Raw genomic sequence first — 21,018 nt, 5'->3', positions numbered from 1 at the left:
AACGCATTTTTTAGCTGTAATTACATAGAATTTTATACTCAGGAATTGCAATCTAAGGGATGTAAATCCTCGCGTGAATTTCAGGAGTGGAGTATCATAACGCCAATTTTTGATATTTACTCCTTGAAGGTTGTGCATGAAATTGCTGGCATTGGAAACTGCCAATGAGCAGTGTTCCGTTTCGATTGTAGATGAAACACAGGAACTCTTTTTTCAATTAGATGCGCGAGCAAAAGCACAAACGCAAACCATCTTACCGATGATTGAGCAAGGCTTTGCTGAAACTCAAATTAGTACGGCTGATCTGACTGCAATTGCCTTTAGCCGTGGCCCGGGTTCTTTTAGCGGTGTGCGAATTAATGCGGCAGTCACGCAAGCTTTGGCGTGGGCGCATGATGTGCCTGTAATTCCTGTATCGACTTTGCAGGCATTGGCGCAGGCGGCTTATCGTCTTGAAGGATTAACTGCGGTTACGGCTGTGTTGGATGCACGCATGAATGAAGTGTATATCGCCAGTTTTGAGCTAGATGCACAAGGAATCATGCAGGCGGTTGATCAGGAACAATTATTGAATTATAGCGATGCTGCACAGACGGTACGCTTTCAATTGGTCGGTTCTGGTGCAGGTCTAATTGATCAAGAACAAATACAATACAAAGGCTTAAGTGCAACCGCACAAGATATTGCTACTATTGCACGCGTCTGTGCACAGCAACAGCAATGGGTCAGCGCAGAACAAGCATTGCCTGTCTATTTACGTGACAATGCTTGGAAAAAAATTCCAGAACAAGGCAAGGCATAATTAGGGTTATTTATGGATCTTTTACTGCTGCTCAAAGCGGCAATTATGGGTATTGTAGAAGGGATTACCGAATTTCTACCCATTTCTAGCACAGGACATTTGATTCTCGCTGCAGAGCTGATGGACTTTTGGACCAAAGAAAAAAGTGATGTATTTGTGATTGCCATTCAAATGGGGGCAATTGCAGCGGTCATTTATGAGTACTGGACACGTCTATGGGGCGCAGCTACGGGCATGTTTACAGGCGAAGAAAAAGGTCGTCGCTTGGGCTTTGGTCTGATCATGGCATCTATTCCAATTATTTTGATTGGATTGACCTTTGGGCAGACTGTAAAAGAATTACTCTTTAATGATGTTGCCGTGGCGATTGGTTTGATTATTGGCGGCTTTATCATTATGTGGATTGAAAAACATCCACCACAAGTACGTGCCCATGAGGTTGAAGACCTAACTTACCGAGATGCTATTTGGATTGGTCTAATTCAGGTATTGTCGCTGATTCCGGGGACTTCGCGTTCAGGTGCAACCATTATTGGTGCGATGTTCTTAGGTGTGTCGCGTAAAGCAGCAACCGAGTTTTCCTTCTTTTTGGGGATTCCTGTCATTATTGGCGCAGGATTACTCGACTTGTACCAAAGCTATGATGTATTCCAAACCACCGAAGATTGGACCGTACTCAGCTTCGGGATCATCGTCTCTTTTGTTTCCGCACTTTTGCTGATCCGTGCATTGGTGGCTTATGTGGCGAAACGTGATTTTATGATTTTTGCTTGGTATCGTATTGCTTCAGGTTTAATCATTTTATTGTTCGCATTCACAGGCTGGAAACTATGGTAAGCGAACTTCGCTTATACACCGAAGCCGAGTGGCTCACTCAAGCACAGCATTATTCTGCTGTGCTTTTGTCTAGAGGCGTGCAAACGCGCATTGAAACAATAGAAAAACTCAATGCGCGTTTTTTGCGTTTGAACCCTGAATTGGCATTGTGTGTCGATGCTGAAGGGCTGTGGTTATGTGCCCATGGCATGAAAATGCAACCCGAATGGAAAGCTGAAATTGGGCGGTTAAAGCGTGCCTCTTTAAAATCGGAAATGATTGCCCGTGCCTGTAATTTGTCGGAAAAACCAAGCCTGATTGATGCTACGGCAGGATTAGGACACGACAGCTTGCTCATGGCACATTTGGGTGCTCAGGTCACGTTGTTGGAACGTCATCCGATTCTTTTTACTTTGTTGGAAGATGCTAAACGTCAAGCCGCAGATGATCCTTTTTTAGCAAGTGTTGTTGCTCGTATCCAATTGGTTTTTACAGATTCAGCAAATTATTTACGCAACTGTGCGGCACAGGGCAAAGTTGTTGATGTGGTGTATTTAGATCCGATGTTTCCGCAGCGAGATCAACATCAACAGGCGCAGAAAAAGCAGGCTCAAGTCAAAAAACAAATGCAGTTATTACATTTGCTGTTACCTGAAGATGGCGAAATGGATTTAGGTGATCATTTACTGGGTTTGGCACAGCAAATTGCCAAACGTGTTGTGGTGAAGCGTCCACGTTTGGCGGTGTTTTTGGCGGGGCAGGAAACTACACATCAATGGCAGGGTGATGCTTGCCGATTTGATGCTTATTTCCAAGCAATTTGAACAACGGGTAGATTTCTACCACTAAAGCAGTGGCAAGGCGTTCAATGCTTCTATAATGCGCAAAGATTTGTTATATAGTTAAAATTGACAATTGATAATTACGACGACAAGCATAAACTTGGAGTTTGGAAACGCGAGCTGCGATTAACAGAATCCTATGATTGACTTCAAACCCTCCATTAATTTTTGGCACGATTTTAAAAGCAACCAAGCCGCAGGCGTTTGGTTATTTTTGGGTTCGCGACGCTCTTTGCAAATTATTCGTCCTTCTATCTTACAACTGATTTTTTGGGGGATTTTAGGTGGTCTTGCCAATACCTTATTCAGTTGGTTGGTCGCGGGAGAAGTGGGCGAATTTAACCCACAGGGTTTGGTCAGTTATGCCTTATGGCCTTTTATTGCTTTAATTGTCGGAATCATTCTTTCTCAGCGTGTCAATAACCCGCGTTTATTGTTAGTACCTGCTTTGTTGTGGTTGGTATTAGATACTCACGTTGCTTTATTGCAAAGCTTGATTCAATACATGGGCATGATGGATGTCTTGCCGTATGTGTTATATGACTATTTACCTACCATTTTTATGGTGCTGTTTGTTTGGCAAAGTTTGGCAGTAGTGTGGGTGTTTTCACGTGAGCTGCATTGGCCGTGGTGGGAACGTGCGCTGATTGTTTTAGCGACCTTATTCACTTTGGTGGTTTGGCAAATGTCAGTGATAAGTCAGCCCATTTGGAAGGTAGAAGAAGTTCCACCAAGTCTAAGCGAAGAAGCTTTTTATGCACAAAGTCGTGTACTCAATAAAGCTTTAGACAGTATTCAATATGGGGAATTTGCTCAATCGCATTGGTACTTTTTAGGGGTTGCAGGGGCGAGTTATCAAGACGTATTTATGTCTGAAATAGAACGGATTCGTGAACAGTTTGATACTCGTTTTGGTACTTTTGGGCGTTCGATGGTGTTAATTAATAACCCAATGACCCGCAATGTAATTCCAATTGCTTCACAAACTAGTATTGAATTAGCGCTGCGCCGTATTGGACAACGCATGAACCGTGAAAGTGATGTGCTGTTTTTATATATGACCTCACACGGTTTAAAAGATCATTTTGAAATTGAAAATGCACCACTTGACTTAAATCAGGTCGATCCGAAATGGTTACGCGATACTTTGGATAAATCGGGTATTCGTTGGCGTGTGATCGTCATTTCAGCCTGTTATTCAGGTGGCTTTGTATCCGCCTTGCAAGATGATAATACCTTGGTGATTACTGCATCGGCAGCAGATCGTGAGTCGTTTGGTTGTTCAAACGAAGCTGATTATACTTATTTTGGTCGTGCCTTTTTTGATCAGGCTATGCGTGAACAAAACTCTTTTGCTAATGCTTTTAATGAAGCCAAAGTGACTGTGGCGAAATGGGAGCAAGCGCAAGGTTTTGAACCTTCAGAGCCACAATGGGCAATTGGTAAAAATATGGAATTGATGTTGCCACAATTAGAGCAGCGTTTGTTTCCACAAAAAAATGTTGCAACATCGGCTGAAATTCAATTGAGTGCACAATCTGTTCAATAAGCCAAAGAGGAGAGGGTGATGGAGTTAATTCAGAACAACCGCTGTTTTGAGGGTGAGCAACGGATTTATCGTTTTCATTCAAATGCTTTACAGACTGAAACTCAGTTTGGCATTTTTTTACCAGAACAAGCTTTGGCGGGGCAGGCGTGTCCTGCGGTATTTTATTTGGCGGGTTTAACGTGTAACGAAGAAACCTTTGCGATTAAAGCACATGCGCAGCACATGGCAGCACAATTGGGACTAATTTTGATTAGTCCAGATACTTCACCACGTGGTGAAGCTGTTGCGAAAGGCGACCATTGGGATATTGGACAGGGTGCAGGTTTCTATATCAATGCGACACAATCACCGTGGGCGACACATTATCAAATGGAAACGTTTGTCTCCGATGAGCTTTATCAATTGGTACTGCAACAGTTCCCAATTCAGGCACAGCACCTTGGCATCATGGGGCACAGTATGGGCGGTCATGGTGCATTGACCCTCGCGTTTAAATATCCTGACAAATTTAAGTCCGTATCTGCTTTTGCTCCGATTTGTGCGCCAAGCCAATGCCCGTGGGGTGAAAAAGCGTTTTCGAATTATTTAGGTACAGATCAGCAAGTATGGTTACAGCACGATGCGACTGCTTTGGTGCAGGCCAAAGGTGCATTGTTCAGTGAAATTTTGATTGATCAGGGATTGAAAGATCAATTCTACAGTCAGCTCAATCCTGCATTATTTCAGCAAGCTTGCGATGCGGTTGGGCAAAAATTGAGTTTGCGGGAACATGCAGGCTATGATCATGGCTATTATTTCATTCAAAGCTTTATAGATCAGCATTTGCAATTCCATGCGGTACAATTGCAAGCGGACTAAGCCAAGTACTCAATTTTACGCATTGATTTTTAAACTTTTCTAGGCAAGTTGTTCACTTTTTATTAGAATGTTGAAGACTTGCTTTTTTACCATTTGGAAACATTGCTCATTTGGGTTTGAGTGTCTGGGTAAAATAACGACCGCACAATAAAATAAATAAGGCATCACATGCACAATTCAGAATGGGATTCACCACAACAAGCAACGCCATCTTCCCCGTTTTTTCCAGTGGAACCGACAACGCCACCCGCACGGAATCCATTACTTGGACGGATTCATCATTTTCAGTTTCATGGTAGCGCCTCAGAGTATTTTGGTATTTGGATTGTCAATATTTTGTTGATGATCGTGACCTTTGGGCTGTATGCACCGTGGGCAAAAGTACGTCGTTTGCGCTACTTTTATGGCAATACCGAATTAATCAAACGTCGTTTTGATTTCACGGGCATCCCACATAAAATTTTATTGGGACGTTTAATTGCTATTGGAATTTATGTTGCGATCTCGGTGATTTCCAATTATTCAGTCAAAGCAATGGTCATTGGCGTGGTGGCTTTATATTTGGCTGTGCCGTGGTTGATTCGAGCAACCATTCGTTTTAAGGCGCGAAATAGTAAATTTGGCAATGCCCGTTTTTATTTTTCAGGCAGTAACAAAGAAGCCTATTGGGTATTTCTAAAATGTATCGTAATTAATTTGTTTACTTTGGGCTTATTTTTTCCTGTGTTGGTGTGGATGTATAAGCGTTATTGCCTAGACCATTTATATGCAGGACAGCTTAAATTTAAACTAAAAGCAGACTGGCCAGCATATATGCGCGCAATGTATATGCCTATTTTTTTGTTCTTTGGCATTTTGCTTGCTGTCGGGATAATGTTGGCTTTGGCAGGACAGTTGAGTCGTAATCCTGCGCAGTTGGTTTGGTTATTTTTAGCGGTTTATCTGTTGGGGATATTTTTAATTTGGCCACTAATGTCGGCGCGAATTTTTATCACCACATGGAACAATACCAGTATCAGTCGTAGTGAATTTCAGACCGATTGTGGGCAGTGGCACTATACTTGGATTGTGGTGACCAATTGGATTGTGAAAGTCCTGAGTTTGGGTTTAATGACCCCATGGGCAGCTATTCGTTTATATCGCTATCAGGTTGAGTCTTTAAGTTTACATTTAAAAAATGATCCAGATTTGATGATCAATCAACTGCAAGCTGAACATAGCGCACTTGCAGAAGAACTCAGTGATATTTTTGATATTGATGTATCGCTGTAAGCTAGGAGAAGAAGATGGCAGCACAGATCGTGGATGTGGTGTTTTATGATGGTGTAGTGTCTAAACCATGGGCTGCCAAAATCTCTCCTATAGATGCTCAGTCGGTACTTATTCGTTATGGTGAAAATTTACAGCAACAACGACACTATCATTATCAAGACATGATGTTGGTGGGCGCACTAGGTAAAATTCAACCTGTCATTGAACTTAAAGACGATGCACGTATTGAATTTTCCGAAGCCTTGCCTGAATGGTTTCAACTGCGAAATAAACAGGTGCAGCATTCTATTTGGAAATTGGAACGTACGCCAAGCCTAATTGTATTTAGTCTGGTTTTTGTGTTGTTGATGGTATTTGCCACAGTGCAATGGGGCATCCCAAGTGCATCCAAATACGTTGCTTTTCAGTTACCTGCGAATACCTTAAAGCAAATTGGTGATGAAGCAGAGCGTTATATCTTAGACATGACAGCGCCAAGCCAACTGCCCGCAGCGCGTCAGCAGAAAATTCTAACAGATTATCGACAGCTTATTGCAGGAGATACACCTGCCAAAGTGCTGTTTCGACAAGGTGATCGCTTAGGCGCGAATGCTCTGGCAATTCCGAATAACACCATTATTTTGACCGATGAATTGGTGGAATTGGCGGAGAATGATCAGGAAATCATTGGCGTGTTGGCACATGAACAAGGGCATTTGGTAGAACGACACAGCTTGCAACAGGCTTTATCGAGCTTAGGGTTTAGTATTATTTTGCTCGCGATTACAGGAGATGGTACAGATTTAGTTTCGACCTTGCCTGTGGCGCTCGTGGGGGCAAATTATTCACGTAATTTTGAATCTGAAGCAGATTATTATGCTTTAAATACGATGCATGCTCAGGGCATTCCAACCATTCATTTTGCCCATTTTCTGGAGCGTTTGGCAGAAGATGCAGGTGAAGACACCGCCAAAAGCCCTTTGGATTTTTTACAAAGCCATCCTGCAACACAAAAACGTATTCAAGTGGTTAAGGATTTTGAACAAACGCAGCGTTTAGCGCCTTAACATGAAACAGTTAGTGGCGTTGCCAAACCGCGCTCAATTCTGTTTGTGCCATACGACTTAAATGATCAAGCACAACTTGTTCGAGGTAACTTAAATCTGTTTCAGTATTTTTTACCTGAATTTCAACTACAAGCTCATGTGTTTGGGGTATAAGTAGAATTGAGGCACTTGGCATCATAATTTGGTATTGGGTTGCGCTTTCTGCAACGTCAAATTTATGTTTCCAGTGGTTGAGTAGACGCTTGGCAATACGGCTTGCTTGCGTTGTTTGAATATGGGCAGAACTGTTTATCATCTGTTGAAACCAGCATGTTGTTCAAATGAGTAATGGTGTTCACCATAACAAAGCCAGACTGAAAGAACAGTGGAGTGCTGCAACAGAGCGTTGCGGAGATAGAATTATCAAATTGGCTGATCGACCTGAATCATCGAACTGAATGATCCAATCGTAACAGAATCCACCACACCAAGCAGTCTTTGCTATAATGCGCCACAATCCCAATATTTAGCTAGGTTCTCCCATGTCCAAGCCTTATTTAATTGCGCCGTCTATCTTATCTGCAGATTTTGCTCGTCTAGGCGAAGAAGTGGAAAATGTACTTCAGGCGGGTGCCGATGTGGTGCATTTTGATGTGATGGATAATCACTATGTACCGAATTTAACCTTCGGTGCAGGTGTATGTAAGGCATTGAAAAACTATGGCATTACTGCACCAATTGATGTGCATTTAATGGTGAAACCTGTAGACCGCATGATTGGTGATTTTCTAGAAGCGGGCGCAGACATTATCACGTTCCATCCTGAAGCTTCAGAGCATATTGACCGTTCATTGCAACTGATTAAATCGGGTGGGGCAAAAGCGGGTTTGGTCTTTAACCCTGCTACACCGCTGCATTATTTAGATTATGTACTTGATAAAGTTGATCAGATTTTACTCATGAGTGTGAACCCTGGTTTTGGTGGGCAAAAATTCATTCCAATGACTTTAGAGAAATTACGTCAGGCACGTCAAATCATTGATGCTTCAGGTCGTGATATCCGTTTAGAAGTCGATGGTGGTGTGGGACCTGCCAATATTCGTGAAATTGCAGAAGCGGGCGCAGATATGTTTGTTGCAGGCTCAGCAATTTTTGGCAAGCCAGACTATAAAACGGTGATTGATGAAATGCGTGCTGAATTGGCAAAAGTTGGCGCAGTCGAAGTATAAATTTCTACAATCACAAGTGCTTATGCTGTGGATAACTTTGTAGATAACCGTATGGATATCTATGTTGATAACACTATGGATAAGCCGATTAATTTATAAACATTTGTACATCAATTGTTTATGACTTATACAAAATAAGTATAAAAAGGATTCAGTCGAATCCTTTTTGTTTATTTTAAATACACTGAATTTATTGAGTATTTACTCAGTTAATTATAAAAATAAGTTGCTTAATATATAACTTGATTGTTTTAGTTGGCTTTTAAATCGCACGGATTCACTCTGTTTTTCAATGCAGAAGATATTGTGTATAAGTGGGGCTTGAATTATATTGAGTGCATTGTAGATTGTGGATTGTACTTGGCAAAAATGTTCAATTCTTGTGCAAGTTCAGGTCTGCATCTTTCATACTCAGGAATTTATTTAGTGCTGACTCAACCCTACAAACAAATGTGGTTTGTTGTCCTGATGGCATTTGTCATAGGGTGGAGTGGTATTGTTAGTGCTGCGGTAAAACCTGCACATGATTGGATGATGTCAAATCAGGCAGCAGGGTCTGAGATTCGACATTCTGCAACCGCAGCGAGTGAAATGACATCTTTGCCAGATTGTCATACCGCAGCTTTACAAACGCATCCTGAAACCAAGCAGCATATATCTGGGCATGATGCCAAGGCCAACCATCATCTCAGTCAGCACACATCCGCAACGGATACCGATTTAAATGCGGCAGATTGTTATGGCTCGGCTGATTTTTCTACTGCAAAGACGAATTGTCAGGACTGTGCGCAGTTGCATTGTCAAAGCTTAAACAGTGTGTTGAATGTGCAAGTCCCTGAACTGATTCAACCTATAGCACTTACATCGGTCAATATTCTATTGCCTGCTTATCAAGCTCAACATTTACTTGGGCATTGGCAGCAAATTTTACGTCCACCCAAAGCTTAATCCTGAATTCAAAACACCTTTACGTTTTATTTTAAGGATTAAGTCATGTCTAAATTTTATCAGCCTGCGCTGTTTTTAACAGTCTGTGCATTGTGTTCGAGTTCTGCATTTGCTGCGGTCAAGGAATATCACCTGACCATTGCAGAACAAACGGTCAATATCACGGGAAAACCTGTTCAACGTATTACAGTCAATGGACAATTTCCCGCGCCTGCACTCGAATTTGAAGAAGGCGATGAGGCGGTAATTCACGTTAATAATCAATTAAAAAATCAGGACTCATCTATTCACTGGCATGGTTTATTGTTGCCCGGTTTGATGGATGGTGTGCCTGGATTTAATGGTTTTCAAGGGATTAAGCCACAAGGACATTTTGTTTATCAATTTAAAGTACGTCAAAGTGGTACCTATTGGTATCACGCACATTCCAAAGGTCAGGAACAAGATGGTCTATACGGCTCTTTGGTGATTCATCCTAAAGCCAAGCCAGCCGTAAACGCACATGAATACACAGATCGTGATTATGTGGTGATGCTGTCAGATTTTCATGAAAAATCTAGCAATCAAATTCAGAAAGATTTAAAAATTTCAGCCGAGTTTTATCAAAATCAGCGTGAAACCTTAGGTGATGTTTGGCGTCAAGTACAGCGTGATGGGCTAAAAGCCACATGGTCAGACCGCAAAATGTGGAATCAGATGCGCATGCTGAAAACCGACCTTTCCGATGTCACAGGCTATACTTTTTTAATGAATGGCAAGACACCTGAACAGAACTGGACAGGTGTATTTAAGCCAAATGAAAAAGTGCGTTTACGTTTTATCAATGCCTCTGCCATGTCGTTTTATGATGTGCGGATTCCAAACTTAAAAATGACAGTGGTCAGTGCCGATGGTCAGCCAGTCAAACCTGTTACTGTGGATGAATTTCGTATCGGCACTGCAGAAACCTACGATGTGATTGTTGAACCTCAAGCAGCGCATTATCAAATTGAAGCGGAATCAATAGACCGCTCAGGTTTTGCTGTGGGTAGCTTGCAGAGTGAACTTCATTCTGCAACATCAAATCTACAGCTCCCTGCAGCGCGCCCGCGTGCTTTACTCACCATGCAAGATATGGGGCATGCTGCAGAGCATTCAGGCGATGATCATTCCAAGATGAACCATGCAACGATGTCTGAAATGGATCACTCAAAAATGAATCATGCAGCGATGTCTGAAATGGATCATTCCAAAATGAACCATGCAGCGATGTCGGAAATGGATCATTCCAAGATGAACCATGCAGCGATGTCGGATATGGATCATTCCAAGATGAACCATGCAGCAATGTCGGAGATGGATCATTCCAAGATGAATCATGCAGCGATGTCGGAAATGGATCATTCCAAGATGAACCATGTAGCGATGTCAGAAATGGATCATTCCAAGATGAATCATGCGGTAATGTCGGAAATGGATCATTCCAAGATGAATCATGCGGTAATGTCGGAAATGGATCATTCCAAGATGAACCATGCAACAATGTCTGAAAATACGCATACACAATATGGCATGCCTTCAACAGAACACAAAAATGCGGTGGTATATGGATGGGCAAATGCTTCTACACCCGCGGGGCATAAAGCCTTGCACTATGAAGATTTGAAATCGCTGCAGCCACAAGCAGATACACGTGAACCAAGCAGTGAATTGGTCGTGCGTTTAGGCGGTACGATGGAGCGTTATATCTGGACAATCAACGGTAAGAAATTTAGTGATGCCACACCACTCAAGGTGAAATATGGTGAGCGTATTCGGATTAAATTTATCAATGACAGCATGATGGCACATCCAATGCATTTACATGGCATGTTTATGCAGTTGGAAAATGGTCAAACGGCAGCAGAAATGCCGAATAAACACACCTTAATTGTGCCGCCAGGTCAAACTGTAACTGCACTGCTTACTGCAGATGAATTAGGTGAATGGGCAATACATTGTCATTTGCTCTATCACATGAGCGCGGGAATGATGAATAAATTGATTGTAGCGCAGGTGAGTGAAAATGAACCGCTTTCAACCACAGCAATTCAAGCCACTCAAACCCCTTCAGCGACAGCGCAAAAAGGAGCAGCACATGCACAACATTAATCTTTTTGCGAAAACAGTTTTAAGTATTTCTGTCTGCTGCATCAGTACAGTTGGGCTAGCAGCGACAGAGGTGCATAGTGCACATGCCAGTTCAGCAGAGATTGCAACAATTGCAGCTCAGGCTGATACTCAATCGCATCAATCGCATCAATCGCATCAATCGCATCAATCGCATCAATCGCATCAATCGCATCAATCGCATCAATCGCATCAATCCGATTCGTCCGTGCAAGAGTCGCAGTCACACGATCATCGTAAAGAACATGGTGCGCAGGTGTACGCGGTGAGCACTTTAGATACGCAATGGCAAGTGAATGATCATGCCGAGGGAGTGCTCAAATCTAAATTACAAACTCGTATCGGAACTGATGAAAACAAGTTGTTTGTGAAAATTCATAGCGATAAGCAAGAGTCACAAGCGACTGAATATGATGCCAAGTTGTTATACAGTCGTATGATTTCAGATTTTTGGGATGTGCAAGCAGGTGTGCGTTATCGACACGAAGTGAATCAGCAAGAGCATCAAACAGACCGAGAAGATAAGTTTGACGCTGTGTTTGGCTTACATGGTTTAGCTCCATATTTTTTTGAAACCGATGCTTATTTTTATTTGGGTGAGTATCAATATGCGGCTTTGAGTTTGGAAACCACACGGGATCTGTTATTGACTCAGAAATTGATCGCACAGCCTTATTTAGATGTAGATGTTATTCTGCAGGATGATGCCAAATATGCGAAAAAAACAGGACTCAACCGCGCAGCTGTGGGTGTGGAAATGCGTTATGAAATCAGCAAGAACATCATGCCGTATATCAGTGCAGGTTATGAGTATACGAAAGGTGATCAACACACTGATTGGCAGTCTGCAACCGATTCCGAGCAGAGCGGCTTATATGCGATAGGCTTGCGTTTCAGGTTTTAATGATTAGGGGTATTTATCAATGATTAAGTCAATGGATCGTTGCTGCTTCTAAATAGAATAGATTGTCCCTAAATACATAGGCTTGGTTTATACTGAGCCTATTGTATTTTTGGGTGTGGCGTATGTCTTCATCAACTCAAGATCCTCAATCGAATCAAGATAAAAACTTAGAAAACCAAAATCTAAACAATACTGGCTGTGGTTGTGATACGCAAAAAAATGTAAACCAGCCTTGTGCAACTGCGCCTACACACTCCAAGTCATGTGGCGATACAGGCTGTGGTTCGTCTTGCGATACAGAAAAAAGCTGTGCTGATCAAAATAGCTGTACATCTGCAACGACTGCCAAGGCAGATAAAGCAACAATTTTGGATTCGGAACTTTTGAGTCCGTGGGTGAGTGCATACCATATTCCTAAAATGGATTGTGGCGCAGAAGAACAAATGGTGCGGATTGCTTTGGCAGATCATAATGATATTGCAGCCTTGTCTTTTGATTCACCTGCACGACTTTTAAAGGTTTATCACAGCAACCAATCTGCCACAGAAATTACCCATAAATTAGAAGCATTGGGTTTGGGTGCTGTGTTGCAACAGACTGAAGCCAATACACAAACTGAACTGCCTGTATCTAACAGCGCTGCACAACAAAAAGTGCTATATGCCTTGCTTGGTATTAATGCCGCTATGTTTTTGGTGGAATTAATTGCAGGTTTAATTGCATCTTCGACTGGGTTAATTGCTGACTCCTTAGATATGTTTGCCGATGCCGCCGTGTATGGTTTGGCTTTATTTGTCGTGGGTCAATCCGCCAAGAAACAGCTCAAAGCTGCACATTTGTCTGGTTGGGTACAACTGGGTTTGGCTGCACTGGTTATCTTTGATGTCCTGCGCCGTTTCTTCTTAGGCAGTGAGCCTGAATCCATGTTGATGATGGTCATTGGTGCTGTGGCATTGCTGGCAAACGTCACCTGTTTATGGCTAATTTCAGGGCATAAAGATGGTGGAACCCACATGCAAGCCAGTTATATTTTTTCCGCCAATGATGTGATTGTGAATTTAGGTGTGATTATCGCGGGCGGTTTGGTGATGCTGACAGGGTCGAATTATCCAGACCTGATTATTGGCTTAGTTGTGGCCATGTTTGTATTGAATGGTGCGCGCAAAATTTTAAGTTTAAAATAGACGGATCATCGCTGCGCGGTGGCTTAAATTGCAACAGGAGGAACGACCTCCCTTGTTTGGGTTTTTAGAAATAGTCAAAGTGACTGAACACTCGACAAGAAAAATCTTCAGGACGGCCTGATTTCATGCTATTGAAGGAGGGCGTTATGGCCTGGATGATGTTGATATTGGCGGGTATTTTTGAAGTGGTTTGGGCATACTCCATGAAGTTGTCTGACGGCTTTAGTAAATTAACGCCCAGTATCGTGACTATCTTTTTTATGATTTTAAGTTTTGCGCTTTTGGCCTATGCCATGCGTACTTTGCCATTAGGCACGGCTTATACGATTTGGACAGGTATAGGCGCAGTCGGTTCATTTTTAGTCGGTATTTTTGTTTTAGGCGAACCTGCCAGTGCTATGCGTATGTTGGCTGCAGTTCTGATTATTTCAGGTTTGGTGCTTATGAAAATTTCATCCAGCTAACTTGGAATGCAGTCTTTTAGTGTGTGCTCAATAACAGATCGGTTTGAGTTAAAAACAGGATGACCTGATACCCAACCTGCTTGAGGAGAAAAATAATGCAATTGGCATTTACTGAAATGGACACTCCTGTAGGCGTGCTTAAATTGGTGGCTCACGATCACGCATTGGTTGCGGTAATGTGGGATAACGAAGATCATAAACGGGTACGTTTAGCCAGTTTAGTTCGACAAGATGATCATCCAATTTTGCTCAAAACTCAGCAGCAACTCCAAGAGTATTTTGCAGGTCAGCGTCAGCAATTTGATGTGCCTCTTGATTTTGAAGGCACTGAATTTCAGAAGAAAGTCTGGCAGGCGTTATTAAGCATTCCTTTTGGGGAAACTCGTAGTTATAAGCAAATTGCCGAACAAGTTGGTAGTGAGAATGCGATGCGTGCCGTAGGGGCGGCAAATGGCAAAAATCCAATTTCGATTATTGCACCGTGTCATCGGGTGGTGGGTGCAAGTGGAAAATTGGTGGGCTTTGCAGGCGGGTTGGATAATAAAGCGATTTTGTTAAAGTTAGAATCTTCAACTTCAAAAGTTTAAATGACTGAGATTCAACAACAATTTTGATCAAAATAAAATAGAGCAGGGGAAATGTTAAAAACATTATTGTTGCAGTTTTGGTGGCTTATTCTGCTTGTTGCAGGTGTAGGGCTGATCAAAATTTTCAAACCTTTTCTAAAGGGAAAGGTGGGGGAACTCGCAGTAAGTACGCATGTGAAGTTGTATTTAGATGAACGTTATATCTTGTTGAATGATGTAACTTTGCCTGATGAATCCACAGGAACAACCCAAATAGATCATATTTTATTGAGTCCTTTTGGGGTTTTTGTGATTGAAACAAAAAACTATAAAGGCTGGATTTTTGGTGGAGAACGCCAAAAAGTATGGACACAAAAAATTTATAAAAAGACCTACAAGTTTCAAAATCCTGTCTATCAGAACTATAAGCATATAAAAGTTTTGGAATCAGTATTGAGCGATATTGTCGAGCCTGAATATCTGCATTCTGTGATTGTATTTATGCCAGACTGTGAGTTTAAGACCTCTTTGCCCAACAATGTTTTTAAAGGCAGTGCATGGGTTGAGTATGTCAAAGGTTTTCGGCATGAAGTCATTTCACCGATGAAACTGAAACGTATTCAGCTGAGAATTGAAAAAGAACTACTTGATAAGTCTTGGAAAACCAATCGTCAACATGTCGAAAATTTGAAACAACGGCACGAACGTTAAAAAGTTGCAATGAAAAACCCTGATACAAGGTGATCAGGGTTTGAAGGAGTTGAACGATAAGCACTAAAACCTTTTCGGAATTTTCTGTCCGTTCGGTACAGGCGTTTCCGCATATTTAAGCACACCAAACAACCAAGTTTCAGCATGTTGTACCGCTTGTTTCAGTTGATCTCCCATTGCCAAGCGCCCTGCAATAAAGCTCGCCAATGAACAGCCTGAACCGTGATATTCACCTTCAAGCCGTGGACAGCGGGTTTCTGAAACCATTTCATTGTTAATATACAGTGCATTACGAATATGATCAGGGGTATCTTCATGCCCACCTTTGACCAAAACGGCCTGCGCGCCCATTGCAAATAATTTAGCTGTTGCGCGTTCTAAATCATCTTCACCCGTTAAGGCACGTAATTCCACAGTATTTGGCGTGATTAAAGTCGCCAGTGGAATCAACTCGACAAATGCCTGAACCAAAGTCGCTTGATCACCTAAAGAACCACCACTATTGGCAACCAAAACAGGGTCAAGCACATATAAATAATCAGGATGTGCACGTAAAAAATCTGCCAGCGCTGCAATATTGTCAGTGGTGCCCAACATGCCCGACTTTACAACTTTAATGGGCAAATCATTCACCACCGCATTGGCTTGCGCCAATAACAATTCTTTAGACGTTGCTTCAAAGCCAAATACTTGCTGAGAGTTTTGAATGGTCAGTGCTGTGCAGGCAATCGCTGCATGTGCACCGCTATTGCCAACGGCTTCAATATCAGCCTGTAAACCAGCGCCACCCGAAGGGTCTAAACCAGAAAAACATAGTACTGTTGGTCGCACACACATATCCTTAATTGCTTCTATTTACGTTAGTATAGGCAACTTTGGAGTAACACTCGATAGTCATTTAGGCACATAGGCTGACATTGTGATAAAGAACCTTTTAATTGATTTAGATGGCACGCTGACCGACCCGAAAGAGGGCATTACCGCTTCTGCGCGTTATGGTTTGGCTAAGGTTGGACATCCTATTGCAGATACGGAAAATATTGATTGGATTATCGGGCCGCCCTTAAAAGCCTCTTTGGCAAAATTACTTCATGTAGATGTGCATGACGTATTGGCAGAGCAAGCCTTAGCAGGCTATCGAGAGCGTTTTGCTGCAACAGGCTTATTTGAAAATCATGTCTTTGAAGATGTTGCTGCAACATTGGCAGATTTAAAACAGCAAGGCTATCGACTGTTTTTAGCAACAGCCAAACCTGAAATTTATGCACGCCAAATTTTAGATCACTTCGATTTATTGCAATATTTTGAATATCCCTACGGTAGCGAACTAAATGGTGAGCGTACCAATAAAGCGGATTTAATTGCCTATATTTTGCAGCAAGAACAATTGCAACCTGAACAATGTTTAATGATTGGAGATCGTGAACACGATATTTTAGGTGCACGAGCCAATGGAGTCGATTGTGTTGCAGTCGAATACGGCTATGGTTCGGCTCAGGAGTTAGACTTGGCTGCACCAAAACATAGAATTCAGTGTTTTGCGCAAATTTTGTCGGTGCTTGAACAGTTATCTGGATGAGCGAGATGCTTACATCTGTTTGCATTTCTAGCGCAGTGTTATTGCAAAGATCGTGCTTCAATATTTAATTTGAATATTTAATTTTAATATTGAAAGAGGGTATGTGATGAAGATATTTAGTCAATCTATTGCAGTAGTAGCGGTTTCAATACTGATGACTGCATGTGCCAATCATGCTGCTACATCCACAACACCTACTGCGCAGGTCGAAATGTACACATCATTGCAACATCGACAGTGTGAGCCAGATTCAGGTTTAACCCTTACGGAAATTGTTCAGCGTTTACAGCAAGCACAGATTCAGGTGAAGCGGGCCAGTGTAGGTTCAGATGGGCGGATGTATGCACAGGTCTGTGGTGGTGCAGATGGAAAAATTGCTATTGTCACGATTCCTCAATCTCAGCAGAAACAAGCAGCGGCATTGGGCTTTCAGCCTTACTCACAAATACGTTGAATTAAAGCATAAGTGCTGTTTTTAGTTGTCACCCATAAAAAAACCTCAGTTCTTTGCACTGAGGTTTTTTTACAACCGAATCAGGTTGAGATGTCAGGATACTTGGCGTTTCAAATTTTAGAACTGTGGTTTTACCACGACTAAAATTACAATCGCTAATAGCAGCACAGTCGGCATTTCATTGAAGAATCGCCAGAACTTGTGTGATTTATAATGCGCATTGCCAATCAGTTTTTGGCGGTAATAGCCACAAACCAAATGGTAAATCACCAATAAACCGACCAATGCTACTTTCAGGTAAAACCATAACGCATCGTGGTAATTGCGGGTCGCATCGCCCCAATCTACCAAAAAGTGTGCCGTGATGAGGGTGGCAATCATAGACGGCCACATAATCCCTCGGTACAACTTGCGCTCCATGATTTCAAAACGCTGATGGCTCAGTGTATCTTCACTCATGGCATGGTAAACATATAAACGTGGTAAGTAGAACAATGCAGCGAACCAGCAAACCACGGCAATAATATGTAATGCTTTTACCCATAAAAAAGCATCAGAAGGTGCATCCATCGACTATCCTATAGGAGATTATTCATCCCACTTCTTGAAAATAAGGCAGGCATTTACACCGCCAAAACCAAAACTGTTACTCATCACAGTATTCAATTTTGTGTCGCGTTTTTCAAGTACGATATCAAATGCTTTCGCGCCTTCATCAAGTTCAGTGACGTTGATGTTTGGTGCAATGAAGTCGTTTTGCATCATCAAGACAGAATAAATTGCTTCTTGAACGCCTGCAGCACCCAAGCTGTGACCAGTCATTGACTTCGTTGAGCTAAGAGCAGGCACTTTACCTTCACCAAACGCACGTTCCATGGCTTTCAATTCAGTCACGTCACCTGCTGGAGTAGAAGTACCATGTGTGTTCACATAGTCAATTGCGTCTACACCGTGTTGTTTCGCTTCGTCTAAAGCCATCAAGATACAACGTGTTGCACCTTCACCGCTTGGTGCAACCATGTCTGCACCGTCAGAGTTTGCAGCATACGCAACCACTTCAGCTAAAATATTTGCACCACGTGCTTGTGCGTGTTCAAGTGATTCAAGAACCACGAAACCACCACCACCTGCAATGACGAAACCATCACGGTCTGCAGAGTACGGACGAGATGCTGTTTCTGGTGTGTCGTTGTATTTAGAACACAAAGCACCCATCGCATCAAACAATAAGCTTTGTGACCAGTGATCTTCTTCACCGCCACCTGCAAGCATTAAATCTTGTTTACCCAATTGAATTAGGTTGTAGGCATAACCAATTGCATCGGCAGAAGTTGCGCATGCACTGGTAATTGAGTGCGCGATACCTTGTAATTTGAACGCAACACCCAAGTTTGCCGTAATGGTGTTCGACATGTTACGTGGTACGAAGAACGGGCCAATTTTACGTGCGCCTTTTTCTTCAAGTAGCTCAATCATTTCTGCAACAGATGCAGTTGAGTTACCGCCTGAACCACCCGCGATACCGTAACGTGGGTTGCCTGCTAAATCTTCTTGCTTTAAGCCCGCATGTTCAATGGCATCTACTGCAGCGTTGTAAGCGTACATCGCACACACGCCCATAAAGCGTTTTAATTTACGGTCAATGTGGTTAAAGTTTTGTTCTGCTGCTGCACTTACGTGGCTTTTGAAATTAAGTTCAGCATAAGTTGGGTTGGAACGTGTCCCAGAAATACCGTTTTGTAAAGAATGAGTCACAGCTTCTAAAGTATTACCAATGCACGAGTTAATGCCCATGCCGGTGATTACAACACGTTTCATCTACAGATCCCTTTTATGGTGATAATGTTGAGCCGAACACCGTGACTGCCAAGCAATCGCTGATACGGTATGACTCATGTCTTACAATTGCGTTCATAATAGCAGAAAGAATTTTGAATTCTTATGGCAAATATGATGCCACTTTGCAGGGAAGATCAAACCGCAGCGAAGCGGTAAATGAGATGCAGGAAGCCAACCAAAAGATACACAATCATATTGAGATAAACTTAGACTACACCTAGTATCTACCCATAAATCATAGAAATTAAAAATGAGGAGTAAGAATGTCAGATTCCAAGAATAAACAATCAAGCGGATTCTTCTCGAATGCGATTGGGGTGGCTAAAAAGCTCAGCAGTACAGGCATCCATGTATTGCAGCAAGTTGCACCGGGTACTGTAGCGAAGGATGAGCACAGTGCAAAATCAGGGCAAATTATTGAAGGTCAGGCACGTAGTTTTAGTGCTTTTCAAGCGCGTCAGTATGACAATCCTCAACACATGCTCAGACAGCATGTGCCACAAGTTTCACGTCAGCTTTTAGGACGTCACTATAATCGCGTCAATCAGGTAGCGAGTTTTGTGTCGCCCGATTTTTCCGACAAAATTTCAGATTATTTATTTGATCAGCTGAATAGTTTTACCTCCAATATTAGCTCTGTTGATGATGTGCTTGATCAAGCAGGTGTGCGCGATTTAGAAGAATTGACTCAAGATGTAGATCGTTCTAAACGAATTAGTCAGGCACTCGCAGAACAAAATAAATGGATTGCATCACTGCAAGGCGCATTGACAGGTGCAACAGGAGTAATCGGTTCAACTATTGATGTGCCTGCATCTATTGTGATGTCTTTGCGTACCATTTATCAGGTGGGACGTGCATACGGTTTTGAACTGAACAAAGACACCGAGCAAGAAATTGTTCAGTTTATTTTTAAACAAATTGATTTAGGCGTCATTGCAGAAAAGCAAGCGGTACTGATGGGGCTAAAAACCTTATCCAATATGCTGCAAACTCATGATGTGCATCAATTACAAAATATGCTCGGTTCAAGCAATGATTATGAGGCATTAAAGAAATACTTCTTGAATGAGCAAGGTCAAGTCAAATGGCCGTGGTTGAATCATGTACCTAAGTTTTCCATGTTGAATAAACTCACGCCTGTAGCAACCGCATCGGTGAGTGCAGTATATAGCTGGAAATTGGTGGAAGATGTGCATCACAAGGCACAGCAAGTGTTTTCCAATGCCCGTAGCTATTTAATTCAGCATAAAGACAGCAATTTATCAGCCATTCATGCGTATGAAAAATCGTTGGAATTGCTGGCACAGGCTGCGCCTAAACTCTTGGAGCAATTGAAGGGCAATGAAGCTAAACATGCGGAGCAAGATGAATTAGTAGCGGGGCAAGAGCGCGCGGAATCTGCGCCGTCAGATGCTTTAGTGCAAACCGTATCAGACCATGAAAGTATCCGAGCGGTAAAAGTGCAGAAAAAATCGGACAAAGTGGAAACAACTGCAGCACAGCTCGATGAAAATATTCAGCAAGGTCTAGAAGAATTGGCAGATCAAATGCTAGAGCCACATGCTGAAGTTGCACCGCAAAAACCTGCTGTACCTGCAGAAGAAATTGATGAATATAGGCTGGAAGATGCTTTAGAGCCTGTGGAAGATTCAACCCAAGTGGCTGAAACTGTTTCGGAAAATCCAGTAACATCAAGTACAGAAACTGCAAAGCAGGTTACAAAAAAGCCGAGAACTCGTACAAGTACTCGCAAGCCAAAAGCTGAATAAAAACAAGTGATAAGTAGAAATTTGGTTGGTATTTTAACTGCCTATGAAATATTGAC

22 protein-coding genes are annotated in these 21,018 nt (G+C 42.3%); 18 read left to right on the top strand and 4 right to left on the bottom strand.

Going from position 1 to position 21,018, the window contains the following annotated elements; genetic code table 11:
- The first annotated feature begins 136 nt into the window (after window positions 1-136).
- The 7 genes from tsaB to FTV28_RS10240 all read left to right on the top strand — a co-directional run bounded on the left by tsaB (window position 137) and on the right by FTV28_RS10240 (window position 7,185).
- On the top strand, window positions 137-802 hold the full coding sequence (tsaB, locus tag FTV28_RS10270) for a tRNA (adenosine(37)-N6)-threonylcarbamoyltransferase complex dimerization subunit type 1 TsaB (RefSeq protein ID WP_096902124.1): 666 nt from the start codon (window positions 137-139) through the stop codon (window positions 800-802).
- 12 nt (window positions 803-814) lie between these two features.
- Complete coding sequence (locus FTV28_RS10265) at window positions 815-1,639, top strand: undecaprenyl-diphosphate phosphatase (RefSeq protein WP_104852431.1); 825 nt, start codon at window positions 815-817, stop codon at window positions 1,637-1,639.
- Entirely contained in the window at window positions 1,633-2,442 is an 810-nt protein-coding gene (locus FTV28_RS10260) for a class I SAM-dependent methyltransferase (RefSeq protein WP_179990324.1), read from the top strand. The genes FTV28_RS10265 and FTV28_RS10260 overlap by 7 nt, the downstream gene beginning before the upstream one ends.
- Window positions 2,443-2,599: 157 nt before the next feature.
- The gene (locus FTV28_RS10255; RefSeq protein WP_179990322.1) at window positions 2,600-4,009 is read left to right on the top strand and encodes a C13 family peptidase; all 1,410 of its coding nucleotides are present in this window, start codon (window positions 2,600-2,602) and stop codon (window positions 4,007-4,009) included.
- Between the two features lie 18 nt (window positions 4,010-4,027).
- Window positions 4,028-4,867, top strand: a complete 840-nt coding sequence (fghA, locus tag FTV28_RS10250; RefSeq protein ID WP_179990320.1) for an S-formylglutathione hydrolase — start codon at window positions 4,028-4,030, stop codon at window positions 4,865-4,867.
- A gap of 168 nt (window positions 4,868-5,035) precedes the next feature.
- The gene (locus FTV28_RS10245) at window positions 5,036-6,139 is read left to right on the top strand and encodes a YjgN family protein (protein ID WP_179990318.1); all 1,104 of its coding nucleotides are present in this window, start codon (window positions 5,036-5,038) and stop codon (window positions 6,137-6,139) included.
- 14 nt (window positions 6,140-6,153) lie between these two features.
- Entirely contained in the window at window positions 6,154-7,185 is a 1,032-nt protein-coding gene (locus FTV28_RS10240; RefSeq protein WP_179990316.1) for a M48 family metallopeptidase, read from the top strand.
- Between the two features lie 10 nt (window positions 7,186-7,195).
- Here the strand turns inward: FTV28_RS10240 and FTV28_RS10235 are convergent, their stop codons facing one another.
- Window positions 7,196-7,477: a DUF2218 domain-containing protein gene (locus FTV28_RS10235; protein WP_179990353.1), complete on the bottom strand. Its 282-nt coding sequence runs from the start codon at window positions 7,475-7,477 to the stop codon at window positions 7,196-7,198.
- Window positions 7,478-7,706: 229 nt separating this feature from the next.
- On the opposite strand from FTV28_RS10235, the gene rpe reads away from it, so the two are divergent.
- The 8 genes from rpe (at window position 7,707) to FTV28_RS10195 (ending at window position 15,318) form a co-directional block, all read left to right on the top strand.
- Window positions 7,707-8,393, top strand: coding sequence for a ribulose-phosphate 3-epimerase (rpe, locus tag FTV28_RS10230; protein ID WP_004975246.1), 687 nt, complete (start codon window positions 7,707-7,709; stop codon window positions 8,391-8,393).
- 426 nt (window positions 8,394-8,819) lie between these two features.
- Entirely contained in the window at window positions 8,820-9,341 is a 522-nt protein-coding gene (locus FTV28_RS10225) for a hypothetical protein (protein ID WP_368856241.1), read from the top strand.
- 45 nt (window positions 9,342-9,386) lie between these two features.
- Window positions 9,387-11,471 carry a multicopper oxidase domain-containing protein gene (locus tag FTV28_RS10220; protein WP_179990314.1) on the top strand — a complete coding sequence of 695 codons (2,085 nt, stop codon included), beginning with the start codon at window positions 9,387-9,389 and terminating at the stop codon, window positions 11,469-11,471.
- Window positions 11,458-12,393, top strand: coding sequence for a copper resistance protein B (locus tag FTV28_RS10215; protein ID WP_179990312.1), 936 nt, complete (start codon window positions 11,458-11,460; stop codon window positions 12,391-12,393). Before FTV28_RS10220 ends, FTV28_RS10215 begins: the two co-directional genes overlap by 14 nt.
- Before the next feature lie 122 nt (window positions 12,394-12,515).
- Window positions 12,516-13,577 carry a cation transporter gene (locus tag FTV28_RS10210; protein ID WP_004975253.1) on the top strand — a complete coding sequence of 354 codons (1,062 nt, stop codon included), beginning with the start codon at window positions 12,516-12,518 and terminating at the stop codon, window positions 13,575-13,577.
- Between the two features lie 146 nt (window positions 13,578-13,723).
- A complete protein-coding gene (gene sugE, locus FTV28_RS10205) occupies window positions 13,724-14,041 on the top strand; it encodes a quaternary ammonium compound efflux SMR transporter SugE (RefSeq protein ID WP_004975255.1) in 318 nt (105 codons plus the stop codon).
- A gap of 95 nt (window positions 14,042-14,136) precedes the next feature.
- Window positions 14,137-14,628, top strand: a complete 492-nt coding sequence (locus FTV28_RS10200) for a methylated-DNA--[protein]-cysteine S-methyltransferase (protein WP_004975257.1) — start codon at window positions 14,137-14,139, stop codon at window positions 14,626-14,628.
- A 51-nt stretch (window positions 14,629-14,679) separates the two neighbouring features.
- Window positions 14,680-15,318 carry a nuclease-related domain-containing protein gene (locus FTV28_RS10195; protein WP_179990310.1) on the top strand — a complete coding sequence of 213 codons (639 nt, stop codon included), beginning with the start codon at window positions 14,680-14,682 and terminating at the stop codon, window positions 15,316-15,318.
- Between the two features lie 63 nt (window positions 15,319-15,381).
- Here the strand turns inward: FTV28_RS10195 and FTV28_RS10190 are convergent, their stop codons facing one another.
- Window positions 15,382-16,149 carry a hydroxymethylpyrimidine/phosphomethylpyrimidine kinase gene (locus FTV28_RS10190; protein ID WP_136144318.1) on the bottom strand — a complete coding sequence of 256 codons (768 nt, stop codon included), beginning with the start codon at window positions 16,147-16,149 and terminating at the stop codon, window positions 15,382-15,384.
- Between the two features lie 88 nt (window positions 16,150-16,237).
- Between FTV28_RS10190 and FTV28_RS10185 the strand changes: the two genes are divergently transcribed.
- Window positions 16,238-16,897: an HAD-IA family hydrolase gene (locus tag FTV28_RS10185; protein WP_019837216.1), complete on the top strand. Its 660-nt coding sequence runs from the start codon at window positions 16,238-16,240 to the stop codon at window positions 16,895-16,897.
- 106 nt (window positions 16,898-17,003) lie between these two features.
- Window positions 17,004-17,351, top strand: coding sequence for a hypothetical protein (locus tag FTV28_RS10180; protein WP_004975264.1), 348 nt, complete (start codon window positions 17,004-17,006; stop codon window positions 17,349-17,351).
- A gap of 117 nt (window positions 17,352-17,468) precedes the next feature.
- Here the strand turns inward: FTV28_RS10180 and hemJ are convergent, their stop codons facing one another.
- Together hemJ and FTV28_RS10170 are read right to left on the bottom strand one after the other, a co-directional pair.
- On the bottom strand, window positions 17,469-17,921 hold the full coding sequence (gene hemJ, locus FTV28_RS10175) for a protoporphyrinogen oxidase HemJ (RefSeq protein WP_004975266.1): 453 nt from the start codon (window positions 17,919-17,921) through the stop codon (window positions 17,469-17,471).
- A gap of 18 nt (window positions 17,922-17,939) precedes the next feature.
- Complete coding sequence (locus FTV28_RS10170; RefSeq protein ID WP_004975268.1) at window positions 17,940-19,169, bottom strand: beta-ketoacyl synthase N-terminal-like domain-containing protein; 1,230 nt, start codon at window positions 19,167-19,169, stop codon at window positions 17,940-17,942.
- A 284-nt stretch (window positions 19,170-19,453) separates the two neighbouring features.
- Between FTV28_RS10170 and FTV28_RS10165 the strand changes: the two genes are divergently transcribed.
- A complete protein-coding gene (locus FTV28_RS10165; RefSeq protein WP_179990308.1) occupies window positions 19,454-20,962 on the top strand; it encodes an EcsC family protein in 1,509 nt (502 codons plus the stop codon).
- The last annotated feature ends 56 nt before the right edge of the window (window positions 20,963-21,018 follow it).

Origin of the sequence: Acinetobacter sp. YH12252, from assembly GCF_013417365.1 — a bacterium.
Lineage (GTDB): Bacteria > Pseudomonadota > Gammaproteobacteria > Pseudomonadales > Moraxellaceae > Acinetobacter > Acinetobacter towneri.
The sequence above is the reverse complement of the archived record's forward strand: the minus strand, read 5'-3'. Positions and strand labels throughout refer to the sequence as shown.

Bases quoted from the DNA above. Each gene is read 5' to 3' on its own strand.
- tsaB (WP_096902124.1), top strand. From the start codon at position 137: ATGAAATTGCTGGCATTGGAAACTGCCAATGAGCAGTGTTCCGTTTCG.
- FTV28_RS10265 (WP_104852431.1), top strand. From the start codon at position 815: ATGGATCTTTTACTGCTGCTCAAAGCGGCAATTATGGGTATTGTAGAA.
- FTV28_RS10260 (WP_179990324.1), top strand. From the start codon at position 1,633: ATGGTAAGCGAACTTCGCTTATACACCGAAGCCGAGTGGCTCACTCAA.
- FTV28_RS10255 (WP_179990322.1), top strand. From the start codon at position 2,600: ATGATTGACTTCAAACCCTCCATTAATTTTTGGCACGATTTTAAAAGC.
- fghA (WP_179990320.1), top strand. From the start codon at position 4,028: ATGGAGTTAATTCAGAACAACCGCTGTTTTGAGGGTGAGCAACGGATT.
- FTV28_RS10245 (WP_179990318.1), top strand. From the start codon at position 5,036: ATGCACAATTCAGAATGGGATTCACCACAACAAGCAACGCCATCTTCC.
- FTV28_RS10240 (WP_179990316.1), top strand. From the start codon at position 6,154: ATGGCAGCACAGATCGTGGATGTGGTGTTTTATGATGGTGTAGTGTCT.
- rpe (WP_004975246.1), top strand. From the start codon at position 7,707: ATGTCCAAGCCTTATTTAATTGCGCCGTCTATCTTATCTGCAGATTTT.
- FTV28_RS10220 (WP_179990314.1), top strand. From the start codon at position 9,387: ATGTCTAAATTTTATCAGCCTGCGCTGTTTTTAACAGTCTGTGCATTG.
- FTV28_RS10215 (WP_179990312.1), top strand. From the start codon at position 11,458: ATGCACAACATTAATCTTTTTGCGAAAACAGTTTTAAGTATTTCTGTC.
- FTV28_RS10210 (WP_004975253.1), top strand. From the start codon at position 12,516: ATGTCTTCATCAACTCAAGATCCTCAATCGAATCAAGATAAAAACTTA.
- sugE (WP_004975255.1), top strand. From the start codon at position 13,724: ATGGCCTGGATGATGTTGATATTGGCGGGTATTTTTGAAGTGGTTTGG.
- FTV28_RS10200 (WP_004975257.1), top strand. From the start codon at position 14,137: ATGCAATTGGCATTTACTGAAATGGACACTCCTGTAGGCGTGCTTAAA.
- FTV28_RS10195 (WP_179990310.1), top strand. From the start codon at position 14,680: ATGTTAAAAACATTATTGTTGCAGTTTTGGTGGCTTATTCTGCTTGTT.
- FTV28_RS10180 (WP_004975264.1), top strand. From the start codon at position 17,004: ATGAAGATATTTAGTCAATCTATTGCAGTAGTAGCGGTTTCAATACTG.
- hemJ (WP_004975266.1), bottom strand. From the start codon at position 17,921: ATGGATGCACCTTCTGATGCTTTTTTATGGGTAAAAGCATTACATATT.
- FTV28_RS10170 (WP_004975268.1), bottom strand. From the start codon at position 19,169: ATGAAACGTGTTGTAATCACCGGCATGGGCATTAACTCGTGCATTGGT.
- FTV28_RS10165 (WP_179990308.1), top strand. From the start codon at position 19,454: ATGTCAGATTCCAAGAATAAACAATCAAGCGGATTCTTCTCGAATGCG.